17 protein-coding genes and 1 tRNA gene are annotated in these 17,807 nt (G+C 66.0%); 9 read left to right on the top strand and 9 right to left on the bottom strand.

Going from position 1 to position 17,807, the window contains the following annotated elements:
• Window positions 1-30 precede the first annotated feature (30 nt).
• Entirely contained in the window at window positions 31-1,725 is a 1,695-nt protein-coding gene (locus tag QGG57_00765) for an ATP-dependent DNA ligase (GenBank protein MDP7006714.1), read from the top strand.
• 293 nt (window positions 1,726-2,018) lie between these two features.
• On the opposite strand, the gene QGG57_00760 is transcribed toward QGG57_00765, so the two are convergent.
• Window positions 2,019-2,096, bottom strand: a tRNA-His gene (locus QGG57_00760).
• A 194-nt stretch (window positions 2,097-2,290) separates the two neighbouring features.
• On the opposite strand from QGG57_00760, the gene QGG57_00755 reads away from it, so the two are divergent.
• Window positions 2,291-2,509, top strand: a complete 219-nt coding sequence (locus tag QGG57_00755; protein MDP7006713.1) for a hypothetical protein — start codon at window positions 2,291-2,293, stop codon at window positions 2,507-2,509.
• A 127-nt stretch (window positions 2,510-2,636) separates the two neighbouring features.
• Window positions 2,637-2,888: a type II toxin-antitoxin system RelE/ParE family toxin gene (locus tag QGG57_00750; GenBank protein MDP7006712.1), complete on the top strand. Its 252-nt coding sequence runs from the start codon at window positions 2,637-2,639 to the stop codon at window positions 2,886-2,888.
• A gap of 15 nt (window positions 2,889-2,903) precedes the next feature.
• Here QGG57_00750 and QGG57_00745 read toward each other — a convergent pair whose 3' ends face one another.
• The 8 genes from QGG57_00745 to QGG57_00710 form a co-directional block, all read right to left on the bottom strand.
• Entirely contained in the window at window positions 2,904-3,575 is a 672-nt protein-coding gene (locus tag QGG57_00745; GenBank protein MDP7006711.1) for a hypothetical protein, read from the bottom strand.
• A 27-nt stretch (window positions 3,576-3,602) separates the two neighbouring features.
• Window positions 3,603-5,183 (bottom strand): methylmalonyl-CoA mutase family protein, encoded by a 1,581-nt coding sequence (locus tag QGG57_00740; GenBank protein ID MDP7006710.1) that lies wholly within the window; start codon window positions 5,181-5,183, stop codon window positions 3,603-3,605.
• Window positions 5,184-5,209: 26 nt separating this feature from the next.
• Window positions 5,210-5,917: a lysophospholipid acyltransferase family protein gene (locus QGG57_00735; protein MDP7006709.1), complete on the bottom strand. Its 708-nt coding sequence runs from the start codon at window positions 5,915-5,917 to the stop codon at window positions 5,210-5,212.
• Window positions 5,918-5,944: 27 nt separating this feature from the next.
• Window positions 5,945-7,015: an ABC transporter permease gene (locus tag QGG57_00730; protein ID MDP7006708.1), complete on the bottom strand. Its 1,071-nt coding sequence runs from the start codon at window positions 7,013-7,015 to the stop codon at window positions 5,945-5,947.
• On the bottom strand, window positions 7,012-7,749 hold the full coding sequence (locus QGG57_00725) for an ABC transporter ATP-binding protein (GenBank protein MDP7006707.1): 738 nt from the start codon (window positions 7,747-7,749) through the stop codon (window positions 7,012-7,014). Before QGG57_00725 ends, QGG57_00730 begins: the two co-directional genes overlap by 4 nt.
• An 82-nt stretch (window positions 7,750-7,831) precedes the next feature.
• Entirely contained in the window at window positions 7,832-8,449 is a 618-nt protein-coding gene (rpsB, locus tag QGG57_00720) for a 30S ribosomal protein S2 (protein MDP7006706.1), read from the bottom strand.
• Window positions 8,446-9,639, bottom strand: coding sequence for an enolase C-terminal domain-like protein (locus QGG57_00715; protein MDP7006705.1), 1,194 nt, complete (start codon window positions 9,637-9,639; stop codon window positions 8,446-8,448). The genes rpsB and QGG57_00715 overlap by 4 nt, the downstream gene beginning before the upstream one ends.
• Window positions 9,636-9,818: a DNA-directed RNA polymerase subunit K gene (locus QGG57_00710; GenBank protein MDP7006704.1), complete on the bottom strand. Its 183-nt coding sequence runs from the start codon at window positions 9,816-9,818 to the stop codon at window positions 9,636-9,638. Before QGG57_00710 ends, QGG57_00715 begins: the two co-directional genes overlap by 4 nt.
• Before the next feature lie 235 nt (window positions 9,819-10,053).
• On the opposite strand from QGG57_00710, the gene QGG57_00705 reads away from it, so the two are divergent.
• The 6 genes from QGG57_00705 (at window position 10,054) to QGG57_00680 (ending at window position 17,783) form a co-directional block, all read left to right on the top strand.
• Window positions 10,054-12,027: a hypothetical protein gene (locus tag QGG57_00705; GenBank protein ID MDP7006703.1), complete on the top strand. Its 1,974-nt coding sequence runs from the start codon at window positions 10,054-10,056 to the stop codon at window positions 12,025-12,027.
• A 15-nt stretch (window positions 12,028-12,042) separates the two neighbouring features.
• Window positions 12,043-14,031 carry a hypothetical protein gene (locus QGG57_00700; GenBank protein MDP7006702.1) on the top strand — a complete coding sequence of 663 codons (1,989 nt, stop codon included), beginning with the start codon at window positions 12,043-12,045 and terminating at the stop codon, window positions 14,029-14,031.
• Between the two features lie 22 nt (window positions 14,032-14,053).
• Window positions 14,054-16,057: an MFS transporter gene (locus tag QGG57_00695; protein ID MDP7006701.1), complete on the top strand. Its 2,004-nt coding sequence runs from the start codon at window positions 14,054-14,056 to the stop codon at window positions 16,055-16,057.
• A 151-nt stretch (window positions 16,058-16,208) separates the two neighbouring features.
• Window positions 16,209-17,021, top strand: a complete 813-nt coding sequence (gene nadC, locus QGG57_00690; protein ID MDP7006700.1) for a carboxylating nicotinate-nucleotide diphosphorylase — start codon at window positions 16,209-16,211, stop codon at window positions 17,019-17,021.
• Window positions 17,011-17,469, top strand: a complete 459-nt coding sequence (locus QGG57_00685) for a DUF367 domain-containing protein (protein MDP7006699.1) — start codon at window positions 17,011-17,013, stop codon at window positions 17,467-17,469. Before nadC ends, QGG57_00685 begins: the two co-directional genes overlap by 11 nt.
• A gap of 26 nt (window positions 17,470-17,495) precedes the next feature.
• Window positions 17,496-17,783 carry a hypothetical protein gene (locus QGG57_00680; protein MDP7006698.1) on the top strand — a complete coding sequence of 96 codons (288 nt, stop codon included), beginning with the start codon at window positions 17,496-17,498 and terminating at the stop codon, window positions 17,781-17,783.
• Window positions 17,784-17,807: the final 24 nt, after the last annotated feature.

Here is a 17,807-nt window from a genome sequence, read left to right as displayed (position 1 = left end):
ATTCTTAATACCATCTGGTGTTCCCCCGGCGTGGAGTACGGACGGTTGACCGCAGCCTACGCCGATATGGAGCAGACGCGCAGCCGGCTCGAGCTGGCGACGCTGCTGGCCGACCTCTTCAGCGACACGCCACCGGAGGAACTGGCGGCAGTGGCGCATCTCTGCCTCGGCCAGCTCGGCCCCGCCTACGATTCGCGCGAAGTGGGGCTCTCCGACAAGAGCGTTCTCCGCACGCTGGCGCTCGCCAGTGGCATCCCGCTCGAAGAGTTGCAGGAGAGCTACGCCGCGGCGGGCGACATCGGCCTTGTCGCAGAGGAGGCACTGGCGGCCAAGTCGCAGCAGTCGCTCTTCGAGGCGCCGCTGACCGTGGGCCGCGTATGGGAGCGGCTGCACGCGCTCTCGCACGAGACCGGCACCGGTTCGCAGGAACGCAAGTTCCGTGCGCTGGCCGAATTGTTGCACGACGGCACCCCGCAGGACGCGCGCTACATCTGCCGCACCGCGGTCGGCAAGCTGCGACTCGGCTTCAGCCAGATGCTGCTGGTCGATGGCCTGGCGGAGGCGTTCGGCAGCCGCGAGGAACGCGGGATGGTCGAGGCGGCCTACAATCGCCACCCCGATATCGGCTGGCTGGCGCAACGCGCCGCGGCTGATTTCGGCTCGCTGGACGCGGTACGGGTCGAGCCGGGAATCCCGCTGCGGCCGATGCTGGGCGAGCGGCTCTCGTCGGCCGAGGCCGTTCTGGAGAAGCACGCGGGCGAGTCCTGTTTCGAGTGGAAGTATGACGGCCTGCGCGTGCAGGCGCACCTGCTTCCCGGCGGCACGCGGCTCTTCTCGCGCAGTCTGGAAGATTTGACGCCACAGTTCCCCGACGTGGCCGAAGCGCTGGAGCAGGCGCTGCCGGCCGGCGTCATCGTCGAGGGCGAAACGCTCGCCATCGACGAAGGGGGGGGCCTGCTGCCGTTTCAGGTCATCGCGCGCCGGCGCGGCCGCAAGCATGGGCTGGCGGAGAAGCTGGAGGAAATCCCGGCCGGCGTGCGCCTTTTCGATGTGCTCTACGCCGACGGGCAGGAGACGCTCGACACGCCCTTTACGGAGCGGCGTGAACAACTCGAAGGGCTGTTCGCGCCGTCCGACCGCGTCGCCTGCACGACGCTGCTGCGCACTGCCGACGAGGCCGAGGCGGAGCAGTTCCTGCTGGACGCGCTCGACGGCGGCTGCGAGGGGCTGATGGCCAAGGCGCTCGACGGTAGCTACCGCGCCGGCGCGCGCGGCTGGCAGTGGATAAAGTACAAGCCGGATTACCGCAGCGACCTGGCCGACACCATCGACGCGGTGGTCGTCGGCGGCTTCCACGGCCGCGGCCGGCGCGGCGGCTTCTGGGGCGCGCTGCTGATGGCGACGCGCACGCCGACCGGCTTCGAGACGGTCTGCAAGCTCGGCTCCGGCTTCAGCGACGAGGACCTGGCCGCGCTCAAAGAGCGGCTCGCCCCGCTCCAGCGCGCCGGGCCGCCCGCCGGGCTGGAGTGGAATCTGGAGCCCGACGTCTGGTTCGAGCCCGAACTGGTGCTCGAGCTGCTCGGCGCCGAGATTTCGCGGTCGCCCATCCACACCTGCGGAGGCGGCTACGCCGTGCGCTTCCCGCGCTACAAGCGCCAGCGCGACGACAAGACGCCCGAAACCACGACAGCGAGCGACGAAGTCGTGGGGCTGTTCAAGCAGTGATGGGGCGGCCCCCGCGTCGCTACGCTCCGGAGCGCAGCCTGGGCCGGGCGCTGCGGCTGCGCCGGTCGCCCGTCCGGCTGCTGGAGTTGAACCCGGGACGAGGGATCCACAGTCCCCCAGTTTTACCACAACTAGTCTTGTCGCTACGCTCCGGAGCGCAGCCTGCGTGGTCTCGCTGCGCTCGACCACCGGCTGCTAACCCCGCCGCATTCAGGGCGGGCGCAACTTGGATGGCCTTGCGCTGCTCGGCTACCAGTCGCTAACCCCGCCGTAGACGCAGCATCAGAAAGACGTGGGGCGGGGCCCGGGAGTTGAACCCGGGACGAGGGATCCACAGTCCCCCAGTTTTACCACAACTAGCCTAACCCCGCCACTGGAGCGGCGGGCGCAGCTTGAGTGGTCTCGCTCTGCTCGACCACCGGCTGCTAACCCCGCCATGGACGCGGGCAGCCGGAGCCACGAGAGCGGCCGTCGGTGAGCCTGCCGCTGCCGCGTCGATGAAGCGGGGCAGATAAAGCTGGCGACCGGCGCAAGCTAGTTATACTATAGCGAACTATAGTGCGGTATGGCGAGCACCATCCAGGCCAGCGAACGGCTGAAAGATGAACTGGGGCAGCTAAAGCTCTATGACCGAGAGACCTACGAAGAGGTCATCTGGAACCTCATCGAGGACGGCCGTGAGCTCTCGGCGCAGGCACAGGCCGCGCTGGCGGAAGCTGAAGCCGACGTTGCGGCGGGCCGGCTGCACGACCTGGACGCCGTGAAGCGCGAGCTGGAGCTGTGACCGGCACAGCATCCGGAGCAACGGCTGGCGCGGCCGCTGCGGCTCCAGCGGCCGCGCCCCCGCAGCGCGCCGATGGGCAGCCGCAGGCGCCCCATTCGCCCCGCGAGCGGCAGGCCGGGCGGCGCCCGTGACCTTCGCCATCAAGTTCGCTGCGAAGGCGCGCAAGCAGCTGGCGCGGCTCGACCGCGAAGTGCAGCAGCGCATCGTCCGTACGCTCGAGCGCGTCCGCGTCCGCCCGCGCCACTACGCACGGCGGCTGGTCGGGTCGCCCTACTACCGCTTCCGCACCGGCGACTACCGCATCATCGCCGATATCCGCGAGCGCGAGCTGCTCATTCTGGTGCTGCTGGTGGGGCACCGGAAGCAGGTTTACGGGTAGTATTTTCTTCTCGAATTATCCTGTAGTTCCAACGACATAATAACCATTTTCAATCGCGAAATCACACGTTTTAATCATACCTTCAAGGGGCTCCCTGAACATCTGATAAGATGTGCAGGGGTCTATCTCGACAACTACGTCTTCGTCGGGAATATAGATTGACTTTTTTTCTTCTTTCAAATAAGTCCGTATGGCTTTCTTACCTTTGATGCGCGCAACGTTACGGATATCCTCTTGCACTCCGTCTTTGTAAATGCAACATTCATCCCAATCGCCGTAAAGATGCGCAAGGGAGCCGTCCAGGAATATTGAACCACTGTCCAATCTTGCTTCTCCCCATTCATGGAGTGGTCCAGGCCATCTGAACCAATAGTTGATTGGAAATTCCTCTTGATGTGCCTTCAGGATTTTCAATGTAGAGAATATGGCATTACGAATATCCCGGGGATTATATGATTCGTCATATACATAAAATACAGCATCTCCTGTATTGACTTCTACATCTTCGTCATATACCGCTTCATCATAAAAATCATAATTAAAGTCGCGACCAATTAATGCCGTAATTTTTTTCCGTCCTTCTTTTCCGAATACTCCTTCATAGAAATAATTGCGCCATCCAATTGCATCCGGATAGGTTCTCTTTTCTCTACTCAACTCGACGAACTTGCCGTTCTTCTTTTTCACAACCCGGAGCGAATAATTTATCCCATTCTAAACCGCCGGCCGGTATTCGCCCCACGCCGTGCGGAGCGTGTCGCAAATCTCTCCCAGCGTCGCCTCCGCTTCGACACACGTCAGGATGTGGGGCAGCAGGTTCTCGTCGCCATCGGCCGCCGCGCCGAGCGTTTCGAGCGGCACGGCGACGTCGCCACGGCTGGCGCGCAGCTCTTCCAGCGCCGCGGCCTGCGCTGCGGCGACCGAGCCGTCGATGGTGAGCGGCTCCGCCGCGGTGGCGTCGCCTTCGGTGTGGGCGTTGACGCCGACGATGGTGCGCTCGCCGCTCTCGACCTGCTGCTGGTAGGCGAATGCCGCCTCGGCAATCTGTGCCTGTACCCATCCCTGCTCGATGGCGGGCAGCATCCCGCCCATCCCGTCGATGCGGCCGATGAGCGCCTCCGCTTCCGCCGCCAGCTCGTCGGTGCGCGCCTCGACGGTCCATGAACCGGCGAGCGGGTCGACCAGGTTGGCGACGCCGGTCTCGTGCGCGATAATCTGCTGCGTCCGCAGCGCCAGTTGCGCCGCCTTCTCCGACGGCAGGCCGAGCGCTTCGTCGAGCGCGTTGGTGTGCAGCGACTGCGTGCCGCCGAGCACGGCGGCCAGCGCCAGGATAGCGGTGCGCGTGACGTTGTTCCACGGCTGCTGCGCGCTCAGGCTCGAGCCGGCGGTCTGCGTGTGGAAGCGTAGCCGCAGGCTCCGCTCGTCGCGCGCGCCGAAACGGTCGCGCATGATGCCGGCCCACAAACGTCGCGCGGCGCGGAACTTGGCGACCTCGGTCAGCAGGTCGTTGTGGCAGTTGAAAAAGAACGCCAGCCGCGGCGCGAAGTCGTCGACCGCCATCCCGCGCGCCAGCGCCGCCTCGACGTAGGCGACGCCGTTGGCGAGCGTGAACGCCAGCTCCTGCACCGCCGTGGAACCGGCCTCGCGGATGTGGTAGCCCGATATGGAAATCGTGTTCCACTGCGGCACCTCGGCATGGCACCACGCCATCAGGTCGGTCGTCAGCCGCAACGATTCGCGCGGCGGCCAGATGTAGGTGCCGCGCGCAATATACTCCTTCAGGATATCGTTCTGCACTGTCCCGCGCAGCTTCGCTGGCACGACCCCCTGCTGCTTCGCCACGGCGACGTAGAGCGCCAGCAGCACCGCTGCTGGCGCGTTGATGGTCATGCTGGTGCTGACGCGCTCGAGCGGCACCCCGTCGAAGAGCGTCGCCATGTCGCGCAGCGAATCGATGGCGACCCCCACCTTGCCCACCTCGCCCGCCGCCATGGAGTGGTCGCTGTCGTAGCCAATCTGCGTCGGCAGGTCGAACGCCACCGACAGCCCCGAAGTGCCCTGCTCGAGCAGGTAGCGGTAACGCGCGTTGCTCTCAGCGGCGGTCCCGAAGCCAGCATACTGCCGCATCGTCCAGAGCCGCCCGCGGTAGCCGGTCGGGTGCACCCCGCGCGTGAACGGGAATTCGCCCGGCCACTCGGCGTCGCGCGACGCCGCGTCCTCCGGCGTGTGCAGCCGCTCGGCGCCGTCAAGTTGCGCGCCGGCGCGCTCGCCGCCCCGGTCGAGCGCCAGCTGCAGCGTCTCCTTCTCCCAGCGCTTGCGGCTCACAGCCCCTCCACCTCGAACCGCTCGACGTAGGCGCGCAGCGTGCGGTTCAGCCGCCCGGCCGCCGCGTAAGCCTCGCCCGGCGCGACATGGAATGGCTCCAGCCAGATGCAGCGCACCTTCAGCGGGCGTTGCGTCTGGTAGAATGTGCGAATACCGAGCAGCACCGACTTGCTGCCAGTCCAGTCAATGTAGCGGTCGTTGTAGCACATCGCCAGCGGTTGCACCGCATGGCCACTCGCCTCGGCCGCCTTGAAGACTCCCATCTTGAACTCGCCGAGCGTGCCGAAGGTCGTCGTCTTCCCTTCGGGGTAAATCCAGAGCGGCTCCGCGGTCGCGTCGCGCGCGTTGAGCGCCGCCTTGGCAGCATCGCGCGACGATTGCTCCTCGCGCCGCACCCAGAGCATCCCCAGCGATGCCGCCAGCGGACCGATGAGCGGGTAGCCGCTCACCTCGATTTTGCCGATGAATCCGGCCGGAAAGAGCGCCACCGAGACCACCCCGTCCAGGTAGCTGGTATGGTTCGCCGCCAGAAACCCGCGCACCGGTTTCCCGTGCACCAGCAGCTCGACGTTATGCCGTTTCAGCTCGCGCCGGCACAGGTCGCGCAGCACCTTGCGCATCTGCCGCTCATCGAGCCAGAGCGCCCGGACGCGGCTAATCACCAGCAGGACCCCGAAGCGGGCCAGCTCCAGTTGCCACAACACGGCCGCGCAATCCTGCCCGCTATAAAATCAGTCGCGCACCTTCAGCGAGCGCGCCGCGACACCCAGCGCCAGCAGCGCGAAGAGCAGGTCGAACGCGAACGCCGTCGCCACTTCGGAGTGCTCGAGCCCCCAGCCGCGAATCATGATTGAGCGGAACGCCTCGGCGGTCCAGGTCGACGGCAGCGCCCACGAAATTGGCTGGACCCAGCCGGGAAGCGCCTGCACCGGCCACAGGATTCCCGAAAGCAGCATTACGGGAAACATGACCGGCATGTTCAGCTGCATCGCCTGGAACTCGCTGCGCGCCTTGGTCGAGACGAACAACCCGAAGCACATCGCCGACCAGCCCAGCAGCAGCGCCAGCAGGAACAGCAGCGGCAGCGAGCCGTGAATCGGGATATCGAAACCATAGACGGCAATCAGGATTACGACCGTCACCTGCCCGACCAGCACGGTCGAGAACGCCGCCAGATGCCCCAGCAGCACTTCCACCGGCTGGGTACCGGCGGCGAAAACACGGTCGAGCGTCCCGTCGTAACGCTCGCCGACGAACGCCATGGTGGTCAGGATGAGCGAGAACATGAAGCAGACCATGGTCATGATGCCCGGCGCCAGGAAGTCGATGAAGGCGGGGTCGCGCTCGCCGTAGACCGGCTGCGCTACCGTCAGCGGCAGCGCGCCGCCCTGCTCCTCCAGCGCCGCCGTCATCGCGTTGCGCACCTCGACCAGGATGGTGGCGCTGACCTGCTGGTTGGAGTTGTCGAGATGCAGCTCAAGCGTGCCGTTCGGAGCGATATAGAGTGCCGCCCACAAATCCCCGGCCTCGATTCCGTCACGCGCTTCCGCCACAGAGTCGTAGTCGGCATGGACCACCAGCGACTCCGAGTCCGCGAGATGGTCGCTGATGGTCGCGCCCATTCCGGCCGGCCCGTCATCGATAATTGCGATGTCGAGCCCGGTCGGCACCTGCCCGATGGCGATGCCCATCAGCACAATCTGGATGGCGGGCATGATGACGATAAAGCCGAAGGTGCGCTTGTCGCGCCGTAGCGATGCAAACTTGCGCGCGGCGATGGCGCGGATGCGGGCGAAGTTCATGTCTCCGTCCCTTCACGCCGGCAGAGCAGCAGGAAGGTCTGCTCGAGCGAGACGTGGCCGTGCGGCTCCATCAGCGCCTGCGGCGCATCCTCCGCCAGCAGCCGCCCATTGCGCATCAGCCCGACGGAGTCGGCCTGTGCCGCCTCATCGATGTAGTGCGTCGTGAGGACCACCGTCGTCCCCCCGTCGGCAATCGTGCGCAAGTGGTCCCAGAGGCGCGCGCGCAGCTCGGGGTCGACCCCCACAGTCGGCTCGTCGAGCAGCAGCAGCTGCGGCTCGTGCAGCAGCGCCACCGCCAGCGAGACGCGCCGCTTCTGCCCGCCGCTGAGCTTGCCGACGACGCGCTCCGGGTCGGGCAGGTCGAGGAAGTCGAGCAGCCACGCCTCGCGCTGTGCGACCTGCGCCGCAGCCAGTAGTTGCAACCGCCCGTGAAAGCGCAGCGTCTCGCCGATGCTTAAATCTTCGTAGAGCGCCAGCTCCTGCGGCGCGTACCCGACGGCCGGCCCGGGGACTGGCGCGCCGGGCTCGCCCGGCGCGCCGCCGAGCGCCAGCGCACTCCCGCCCCACGGCACCAGCCGCCCCAGCAGAACTTTCAGCAGCGTGGTCTTGCCGCAGCCCGACGGCCCCAGCAGGCCGTAGATGCTGCCGGCAGCGACCGTCATGTCGAGCCCGCGCAGCACTTCCAGCGAGCCATAGCCGCGCTCCAGCGCCCGGCACTCCACGGCGGCAGCCATTACGGCGGTAGCTGCACGGGGTTAAGTAAGCTGCCCGGCAACGCCGGAACCAGTCGGGGTCTCTCGACGACCAGTATAAAAATCAAACCAGCGGCGCCTCGAAGTCGTCCACGGTCGCCTCGAGGTCTTCGTCGGCGCCGAGGTCGCCGCGCAGCCGCAGCATCTCGCGGGCGAGCAGCCAGTAGATTAGCGCCAGCGCACGCCGCCCCTTGTTGTTGCCCGGGATGACGAGGTCGACGCCGTTGGTGAGGTTGTTGGCGTCGCACATGGCGACGACCGGAATTGCGATGTTAAGCGCCTCGCGGAACGGCTGCGCGTCAGCAGCGGGGTCGGTGAGCAGGATTGTGCGGGGCTCGATGAAGTTCTGCATCTCGGGGTTGGTCAGCCGACCCGGCGTAAAGCGACCGGGGATGCAGGTGACGCCCGTTGTCTCCGCGAATTGCCGTGCGGGCTTCCAGCCATACTGCCGCGCCGAGACCACCAGAATTTCGGCCGGTTCGAAGCCGTTCAGGAACTCTGCGCCGACGCGAATCTGCCGCGAAGTGCAGCTAACATCGAGGATGCGCAGGCCGTCATCGCGGATGCGATGAATGTAGGGCTGCATGTCCTTGCTCTTCTGTTTGGTGCCAATGTGTACCCCGCAGTTGAGGAAGGTATCCTCGTCGATGAGCAGCGGTTGTTCGGCTACGGCTTCGGTCATCTCAGTTCGCCGGCGATGCGGACCAGTTCATTAAGTTTTGCAATTCGCTCGCCACCCACCGCGCCGGTCTTGATGGCATGGCACCCGAAGGCGACCCCGAGGTGCGAGATGGCGGTGTCGGTGGTCTCGCCACTGCGGTGCGATATGACGGTCGCCAGCCCCGCCTCGCGGGCGAGTGTAACTGTCTCGATGGTGTCGGTCAGCGTCCCAATCTGGTTGGGCTTGATGAGTATCGCATTCGTCGCTTCTAGCTCAATCCCTTTCGCGAGCCGCGCGACGTTGGTAACGTAGAGGTCGTCGCCGATGACCAGTGCGTCGGTGCGCGCCGTCAGCGCCGCCCACGACTCGAAATCCTCCTGGTCGAGCGGGTCCTCGACCGAGTGGAGGTTATAATCCTCAATCAGTGAGACGACGAAGTCGACCTGTTCCTCGGGAGTCAGGCTGCGGTCGCGGTAGTGGTACTTCCCGTCGCGGTAGAATTCGCTCGCGGCGAGGTCGAGTCCCGGCCGGATGTCGACGCCGGTTTCGTCGGCGACGCTGCGCGCCGCCTCGACGACTAGCTCGAGCGCCGCGACGTTCTCGAGCGGCGCGACCCATGCTCCTTCGTCGCCCTTGCCGAGCGCCGTGTCGGGGAACTGCGCGCGGAGCGCCGCACCGACCGCGCGATGAACCGCGGCGTTAGCCTCGATAGCGCGCGAAACGTCGTCGTCGAAACTGGTCACGAGGAATTCCTGAATATCGGTGCCGCCGACCGCGTGCGCGCCGCCGCCGAGCACGTTCCCCATCGGCGCCGGCAGGACATAGGGCCCCATCCCGGCGACGTAGCGAAAGAGCGGCACGCCCTGGCTGGCGGCAGCCGCCTGCGCGGTTGCGAGCGAAATTGCGACCGCCAGGTTGCCACCGATGCGGCTGAAGTTGGCGGTGGAGTCCACTCCGTGCAGCAGCGCGTCGACCTGCGCCTGTTCGTCGGCGCTGACCCCGATGAGCTCCGGCACGACTTCCTGCCGCGCCAGCTCGAGGGCGGCGTCGATGCCCCCCTCGGGCCACGCCTGCGCCTCGTGTGTGCCGGTGGACGCGCCCGCGGGTGCGGCAGCGCGACCGAAGCCGGAGCTGGTCGTGATGTCTGCCTCGACTGTCGGGTTGCCCCGTGAATCGAGGATGCGCCGCAGGGTGATATCCTCGATAATCACTTCTTCTCGCGGTCGACCACGGTGATTGGGATAACCTGCTGGTCATACTCCATCTGGGCGATGAGGACCGGGTCAATAATCTCTTCCGGGACTTCAATGTCCACGGGAGCGCCCATCGAAATCTGGAGGGCGCGTGAGCCAATTATTCGGGCTTTTTCGAACCTGCTGTGCTTCTCCATTTGTGGCCTCTCCCGGCGACGGGACCGCGGCGGTACTCGCCCCCATAAAAAAGGTTTCCCTGAATTGCCGCGCCGCCAATGAGTGTTACAGCAGGGTGCCCCGCACGGATTGTCAAAACCGATTACCAGCCAAACAGGCGGAGAAATCGAAACCTTTTATAGCGCACCCATAATCGACGGCGTTACCGCGGTCTCCTGCGGAGACCCGATAAAGGACGCAAAAAAGGTGAATAAAATGGAAAACAGCAAGAATGTTCGGGGCGTACTGGCTATCGCGATGCTGATGCTCGCGGCTGCCTTTGTAGTGCCCAACGCAAGCGCCGGCGCAATGCTCTATGTAGATGGTCAGGGCGACGACGACCTAACGTCGTTCGGCCCGGCCGGCGGTGAGGCAATGTTCATGGCCTATGCTATGAACCTCGGTGACGAAGACTACACCGGAGTCACCATCTCGGCCTCGTTCGACGACGCTTCATGGACCGCCGATCAGGTCTACTTCGAGAGCTATATGGATGGTGACCACGGTAACGGCACCGCCGACCTCGGCCCCCTGGAAACGGAGGTCTACGATATCGTCATGGCCACCGTCTCGATTCCCGCAACGGCCGAGAACGGCGACAGCGTGACCTTCACGGCGACGTTTGATGCCGATGGCGATCTCGCCGCGGTGGACTTCACCCTGGTCGTGACTGACTGGGTAGCCTTCTCCGAGGACGAAGCACAGTCCTACGAGGAGGGTGACCCCGAGGAGGACTGCGCTACCTCGGCCTCGTGCAACATCTACGACATCACCGTTGTCAACCTGAACGAGGCGGATATCACCAACGAAATCACGATTGGTTTCGCTGGTGCTGACGAGGGCTGGCTCGTCGCTGGCGATGACTGGGACGCGATGAACAAGACCGCCACTCTCTTTGGCATGGCGGGCGGGGATGAGTACAACATCTCGCTCGAAATCTCGCTCGTGGGCGTCAACGTCCCGGCCAGTTCTGACGCCGGTAACGCGACCATCGCGTTCCAGGCACACGATGACAATGGCTATGTCCAACCGTTCTTCATCATATTCGAGGCGACCGTTGCCGACTTCCATGCAGTCACGGCGACCGGCAGCGGCAGCAAGGATGTTGCGGCTGGCGGTGGTGAAGTGAGCTGGGACGTGACCATCAAGAACATGGGCAATACTGGCGACAACTTCGACATCAGCTTCGACACTTCTGACGCCGACGCAGCTGGCTGGTCCACTACCGGCACTGGCGGTGGGAACACCGGTTACCTCGACTGGAAGGGGAGCGGCGAAGCTTCGGAACATAGCTTCACCGTCACCATGACCGTCCCGGACGGCCTCGGTGCCGGCACCAGCCACGGCTTCACGATGAGCGTCAGTTCATCCAGCGGCGCAGCGGCAGCTGACCAGGCGTTCAGCGCGACCGTAAACCAGTCCTACGGCCTGTCGCTGGCCTCCTCGGCCGACGAGGCGACCGAGGCACCGGGCGGCACCGCCGAATTTGCGTTCACCATCAGCAACACCGGCAACGGCGAGGACAGCTACACAGTCGTCGTCGACGGTCCCTCCGCCTATGGGCCCGCGTCCGACGCGGCTGAGGTGACTGTTGCGGCTGGCGCGACCGGGCAGTTCGTCGTTTCGGCGATGGTCCCGGCCGACAAGCAGGCGCACAGCAAGAGCGGTGACATCACCGTCACCGTCACCTCTGAGGACGGCGCAACGTCGAACAGCACTACGGTGGGCGTGACGACCGCGCAGGTCTTCGCCCTAGCTTTCGACGGAGGTGCCAAGACAGCTTCAGTGGCGCAGGACGCTTCGGTCTCGGTTGTCTTCAACCTGACCAACAGCGGTAACGGCCCCGAGACTGTCACTTTCGCGCTTGACGGCGCGCCCGCGTTCGCTGGACTTAGCGCGACCGAGGGCGTCGTCGGCCCCGGCCAGACCATCACTGTCACGGCAACTATCGCACCGAGCGTAGATGACGCGACCGGCAGCAGCAGCTTCACTGTCACCGCCACCGGCGGCAGCGGAACGGCTGTTTCGAGCGGCATCCTGACAGTTGACGTCACCGAGAAAGCGACTGGCGGCGGCGACCCGGGTACGGACGACATCGGCGACGATGAAGATGAGGGCTGGCTACCCGGCTTCGGCCTGCTGGCGGTACTCTCCGCGCTTGGCGCAGCACTGCTGCTCAGGCGGCGCTGAACTGGAGGCAGTCCCTTGAGTACCACCACTAGGGGCCTGCTGGCCGCCTTCGCCCTACTCGCGCTAATTACAGCGCTCCCCTCGGCTGAGGCGCAAGGTGAGGATGGCCCACACTTGGACGTGAGTGGCAGCGGCTACCACGAGCAGGTGTCGTTCGCTTCGGCCAATGGCACTGCCATGTTCACGATGACCATTGCCAACAGCGGTAATGAGGGATACAGCGCGGTACAGGTTAGCGCCGAGACGAACGACCCCGAATGGCCGGCCGAATTGGTCAACTTTACCATCCAGTCCACCGGCAACTACAGTCAGGGAATGATGGACCTCGGCACGCTCGACGCCGGCGGTAGCGCGGTGCTAGCCGTGGACGTCTCGGTGCCCTTTGGCAGCGACGTCGGCAAGCAGACCGAGGTCACCATTACTGTCGGTGCCGATGGCGACAGTGCTGACCAGCAGTTCACAGTTACGGTAACTAACTGGATTGCATGGAGCGACGACGTCGCCGTGCATTCCTTCGAAGTGGGCGACGCGCACGACTACTCGTTGACCGTTGAGAACATCGCGGTCGACGAGAATGGCACTGCGGTCGCCATCGCTGACGATATCACCGTGCAGTATGCCGGAACCGGTGGCTGGCGCGTCAGCGGCAGCGACTGGGACCCCGGCACGCAGAGCATGGTGCTGCATGGCATGGACGCCGGCCTCGCGTACGAGTCGACCGTCACCGTGACTCTCTTTGACGACTCGGTCCACGCCGGACCGCAGGAAATCGGCTTCCAGGCAAGTAGCCTCGACCCGGACGACCCGTTCGGCTTCCCCTACTACCAGCCGTTCCCGGTCAAGCTCTTCGCCAGCGTTGAGCCACTCTACGGTGTGACCGTGACTGGCGCCAGCTCGCAGGATGTCGACGTCTCCGGCGGCGCAGCCTTTGCGGCGTGGGACGTCAGCGTCCGCAACCTCGGTAACACCGACGACGAATTCAACCTCGGCTGGAACAGCGACCTGCCCAGCGGCTGGAGTGCACCCGGGCAGCCGGCCACTTCCGGCTCACTCGGCTGGCGCCTCGCGGGCGGCAGCTTCGGCTTCGAGCTGAATGTGAGCATTCCCGCCAGTGCGGGCGCGGGCGACAGCGGCACGCTGACGCTGACCGCCACTTCAGTCAACGACCCCGCGAAGACCGCGTCGCAGACCTTCACCGCCACGGTGACGCAGTACTATGGCCTCTCACTCTCGGTCGACGAAGCGAGCAAGGTCGGCAGCCCCGGCAGCAACGCCACCTTCCTCTTCACCGTCGGGAATCCCGGCAACGGAGTCGACAGCTACGCAATCGCGGTTGATGGTCCCGGCCTCTGGGCTCCCTCCGCGGACGTCAGCAGCCTCGACGTCAATGCATTAGGCAGTGGCAACTTCGCGTTGACCGTGTCGGTGCCAACCGGCAAAGAGGCGCACGCCACCAGCGGCAATATCACCGTCACCGTCACCTCGGAGGACGGCGAAAGCAACGCCACCGAGATGGTCACGGTCTCCGTACGGCAGATACACGACCTCGCCTTCAGCTACGCCCTCAACGCCACCGGCGCCGAAGTCAACTCGGTCGAAGTCGCGCAGTCGACAACCCTCCAGCTGCAGGTAATCCTCTCCAACAACGGTAACGGCTACGACACCGCCAGCCTGGTGCTGGTCGATGCGCCCGCCTGGGCGACGCTCGAGTACACCTCCGTGCCAGTCCCATCCGAGGGGCAGGTGACCATCTCGGTCAACCTTGCGCCTGACGTGACCTCGCTCTCCGGCCGCACCTACACCTTCCAGGTGCAGGCGACCGCCAGCGACGACGTCGAGATCGCCACCAGCGGCGACCTCTCGGTCAAGATAGCCGAGCAGGAGACCGAGGGTGAAGAGCCCGAGGAGACTGACACCGGCACCGAGGAAGAAGGCGGAATCCCCGGCTTCGGGTTGCTGGCGGCGCTTTCCGCGCTGGGATTAGCTCTGCGCCGGCGCGACTAAAGCGCCCTGCTGCTACCGGCACGTGCGAACAGGACACGCCGTAGTACTACCGCTGCAGGCAGCGCGGCCCGCGTTGTTAGTCGCGCTGCTGCTCGTTGCAGTCCTGCCTGTTGCTAGCGCAGGCGAAGACGACGACCCCACTCCCGAGCATGGTGGGTTGTGGGCATATGACACGATGCAGAACGGGAGCGGTGGCCTCTCGGCGAATGAGAGCAAGGCGGTCGGCGGAAGCGGCAACTGGGATGAAGGCTCGACTGACCTGGTGTATGAGAGTGAACCGCTCTCCGGCGATGTCCAACTAGAAGAAGACATTGTACATGTCCGCCTGCATCTGGAACGGAACTGTATATTTTCCCCCTGCAACAGTGTCGATGTTCGCCTTTACGTTAATGGCACCATAGTTTCCGAAGCAGAGCTGACAGCTGGCGGGAATGGTGTCTATGAGGCAGACCTGACAATCAATCTGGATGAGGGAATCATCCGATACAATACCACAATCCAGCTCGAATTCTCCTGGACGCGGCCTTCTGATACAACCAGTGAGACACTCCACGATGGAGCGAACGAGACTGGCGTGACTTTCTATGTTGCAGATTACCTGCCCTTTGCACCGACTCCGCCCCCGACCGAACCCCCCGATGAGCCGAACATAATCTCCGCCGACCTGCTCGGGGCGCTCTACCTGCTGACGCTGCCGCTGATGGGCGGCATCGGCTGGTGGCTGCGCGGCCGCTACCGCGCGCTGGCGGCGGTCGCGGGGCCGTCGGCGCCGGGCGACCTGCCGCGGCTGCTGCTGGCGGGGGCGCTGCTGGTGATGGGCGTTAACACCGCGCTGGTGATGTACTCGTTCCACTCGCGGCAACTGGGCGCGCGCGAGGACCTCGTCCTGCTGCACACCGGCCTGCTGGCGCTGACCGTCGGCGGCTGCGGGTCGCTGTGGGGCGCTGCGGCCGACCGCTGGGGGCAGCGGCGCTGGATGATGCTGGGGGCGCTGGGCGGCGCTGCGCTGCTGGCGCTGCTCTTCCCGTGGCTCTCGCTGGAAGCGTTCATGGCGGCGTCGATGCTGCAAGTGGCGCTGCTCTCGTCGGCGCGGCTGGCGTTCGCCGCCGTGACCGAGTGGTATCCCGACCGCAAGGGCGAGGCGATCGGGCTGCTCTACGCCGTCGCGAGCCTGGTCTCGGCGCTGGTCGCGCTCGCCGCCGGGCAGGTCTACGACCGGCTGCTCGACGCGCGCGGTGCGTCCGACGCGATGCTGGGGCTGGCGGCGCTGGTCGTGCCGCTGCTGCTGGTCGCGGCATGGCTGGTGCTGGCGCTGCGCGGCGACGAGTTCGCGCGGCCGGCGTGGGCGGTGCGGGGCGCAGCGCCCGCCGCGGCGGGCGCTGCACCGTCGGGAATCGCTGCGCGGCTGGCGGGGCTGCGCGCCCTCTTCACCTTCGAGAGCCGCTGGCCGCCGCTCATCCTGCTGGGGGTGCTGCTGGTGGCGATGCCGCGCGGCGCAGTCGTGCTGACGACGCTGCGCTACTTCGAGGTGCGCGGCGGCGCCGTCGACTTCTCAGCGCTGCTCGAGGCGTGGGCGGTGCTGATGGTGCTGATACTCTACGCAGTCATCGGCAGGGTCTGCGACCGCATGGGCGCCGAGCGAGTGCTGCTCTGGTCGGCGCTCGCGTACGGCGGGCTCTGGAGCCTCTTCGCGCTGGGACTGCCACTGACGCTCGCAATTATCATCTTCGTGATTCCCATCTACCCGATGCTGCTCGTGTCGGACGACGCGCTGCTGGCGCGCTTCACCACTGCGCGCGAGCGCAACCGCGGCCTCGGGATGGCGGGCGCGACCGCGCTCGTCGGGCAGGCGCTCGGCATCGCGCTCGGCTACCTGATGATGGGCTGGTTCCTCGACAGCGGCATGGCTGACCTCGACGCCTACCACTGGACCTACCGCGCCAACATCCTGCTCTGGATAGCCGCCATCGGCTGCACCTGGTGGCTCTCCCAGAAGCTGCGTGGTGAACCAGGGACGGCGTCATAAGCCGTCGCCAGCGCAACCTTTCTGGCCTCGCAGGGCTCGGCCAGCGGTTGCACCTGGTGGCTCTCGCAGCGCTTGCGTGGCGAGCCGGGGCCGGTATAAGCCGCCGCTCAACGGCTGAAGCCTTCATAACCGGCTGTAGCCTCGCGCGGTAATGGAACTGGCAGCGGCGCTGGAGCAGTGGCTCGCCGAAGACCTCGGCGCGGGCGACGTGACTTCGCAGGCGGTCGTCGACGAGCACGACTGCACGGCGGCCATCCGCGGCGGCCCCGGCACGCTCTCCGGCGCTGCCGCCGCTGAGCTGCTCTTCGCGCAGGGCGGCGTGCGCTGCGACATGGCGTTCTCCGACGGCGACACGCTGCCGGCGGACGTCGAAGTGGCGCGGCTGGCGGGGCCGGCGCGCGAAATCCTGGCGCGCGAGCGGCTGGCGCTGAACCTGCTGGCGCACCTCTCGGGCATCGCCACGCTCACCGCTGCGGTCATCGCGCGCGCGAAGGCCGCCAATCCCGCCGTGGAAGTGCTGGCGACGCGCAAAACCATTCCCGGCTTGCGCGTGCTCGAGAAACAGGCGGTCGTCGACGGCGGCGGTGGGACGCACCGGATGCGGCTCGACGATGCTCTGCTGGTCAAGGACAACCACCTGCGGCTTTGCGCCAGCATTACCGAGGCGGTGCGACGCGCGCGTGAGGCGCAGCCGGGGCTGGAACTGGTAGTCGAGGCCGACACCGTCGCGCAGGCGCTGGAGGCGGCGGAGGCGGGCGCCGACCGAGTGCTGCTCGACAACTTCTCCGTCGGGGAGGCGGCCGCAGCTGCATCGCAGCTGCGGCCCTTCGAGGTCGCGATTGAGCTTTCGGGCGGGCTGACGCTGGAGAACGTCGCCGACTACGCCCCTCACGGCGACTGCCTCTCGCTGGGGGTGCTGACGCTCGGCGCCCCACCGGTCGACTTCGGGTTGCATGTCGATTGAGCTGCGCGTGCTCGAGCTGGGGCAGGACGACCCGCGCAAGTGCACCGCGCGACGGCTCGCCCGCATGGAGCTGGCGCGCAGCTACCCGGCGCCGACGCGGCTGCCGCCGATGGGCATTGCGCTGGACCCGTTCGCGGAGCGCGAGCTGTCGCTGGCCGACCTCGAGCTGGCGCAGGTTGGCGGCCTGATCGGGGTCGACTGCTCCTGGAACCGCGCCTCGGAAACCTTTGCGCGGCTGCGACTGCACGGGCTCGAGCCGCGCAGCCTGCCGGGGCTGGTGCCGACCAACCCCGTGAATGCGAGCAAGCTGGGCAAGCTGACGACCGCGGAAGCGCTGGCGGGGGCGCTGGCCATCCTCGGCGAGCGGGCGCACGCGGCGCAGCTGATGGGCGCGTTCAAGTGGGGGCCCGCCTTCATGGCGCTCAATTTTCCCGAAGAAGCCCTTTAAGCTTCGCGCCTCTGGAGCGGGACGTGGTGAAACACCTCGAGCCCCTGCCTGACGAGACGCGCACTTTCACCGGCGAGACCCACCGAATCTTCATCGACGGGCGTGGTTTCGACTTCCAGGTGCTGGAAGTGCAGCCCGACGGGACGATGAAGCTCGATCTGCAGAACCCCGACCCCGAGCTGACGCGGCTGCTGGGCGAAGGCGAGCCGCGCGTGATTTACGTCGTCAGCCGCAAGGGCGAGCGGGACCTGGTGCTGCAGGGATGCCAGATGGTTTCGCGCTCGATTTCCTGCCACCTCAAGTACCGCCGCTGATTTTATCAGGCGGCGCAAGTCGGC

The sequence above is a fragment of the Candidatus Poseidoniia archaeon genome (genome assembly GCA_030748895.1).
Classification (GTDB): Archaea; Thermoplasmatota; Poseidoniia; order MGIII; family CG-Epi1; genus UBA8886.
Note: the sequence above shows the minus strand (reverse complement) of the source record. Positions and strands in the feature narration are given on the sequence as shown.

Coding starts and splice junctions, on each gene's coding strand:
- QGG57_00755 (MDP7006713.1), top strand. CDS start 2,291: ATGGCGAGCACCATCCAGGCCAGCGAACGGCTGAAAGATGAACTGGGG.
- QGG57_00730 (MDP7006708.1), bottom strand. CDS start 7,015: ATGAACTTCGCCCGCATCCGCGCCATCGCCGCGCGCAAGTTTGCATCG.
- QGG57_00725 (MDP7006707.1), bottom strand. CDS start 7,749: ATGGCTGCCGCCGTGGAGTGCCGGGCGCTGGAGCGCGGCTATGGCTCG.
- rpsB (MDP7006706.1), bottom strand. CDS start 8,449: ATGACCGAAGCCGTAGCCGAACAACCGCTGCTCATCGACGAGGATACC.
- QGG57_00710 (MDP7006704.1), bottom strand. CDS start 9,818: ATGGAGAAGCACAGCAGGTTCGAAAAAGCCCGAATAATTGGCTCACGC.
- QGG57_00705 (MDP7006703.1), top strand. CDS start 10,054: ATGGAAAACAGCAAGAATGTTCGGGGCGTACTGGCTATCGCGATGCTG.
- nadC (MDP7006700.1), top strand. CDS start 16,209: ATGGAACTGGCAGCGGCGCTGGAGCAGTGGCTCGCCGAAGACCTCGGC.
- QGG57_00685 (MDP7006699.1), top strand. CDS start 17,011: ATGTCGATTGAGCTGCGCGTGCTCGAGCTGGGGCAGGACGACCCGCGC.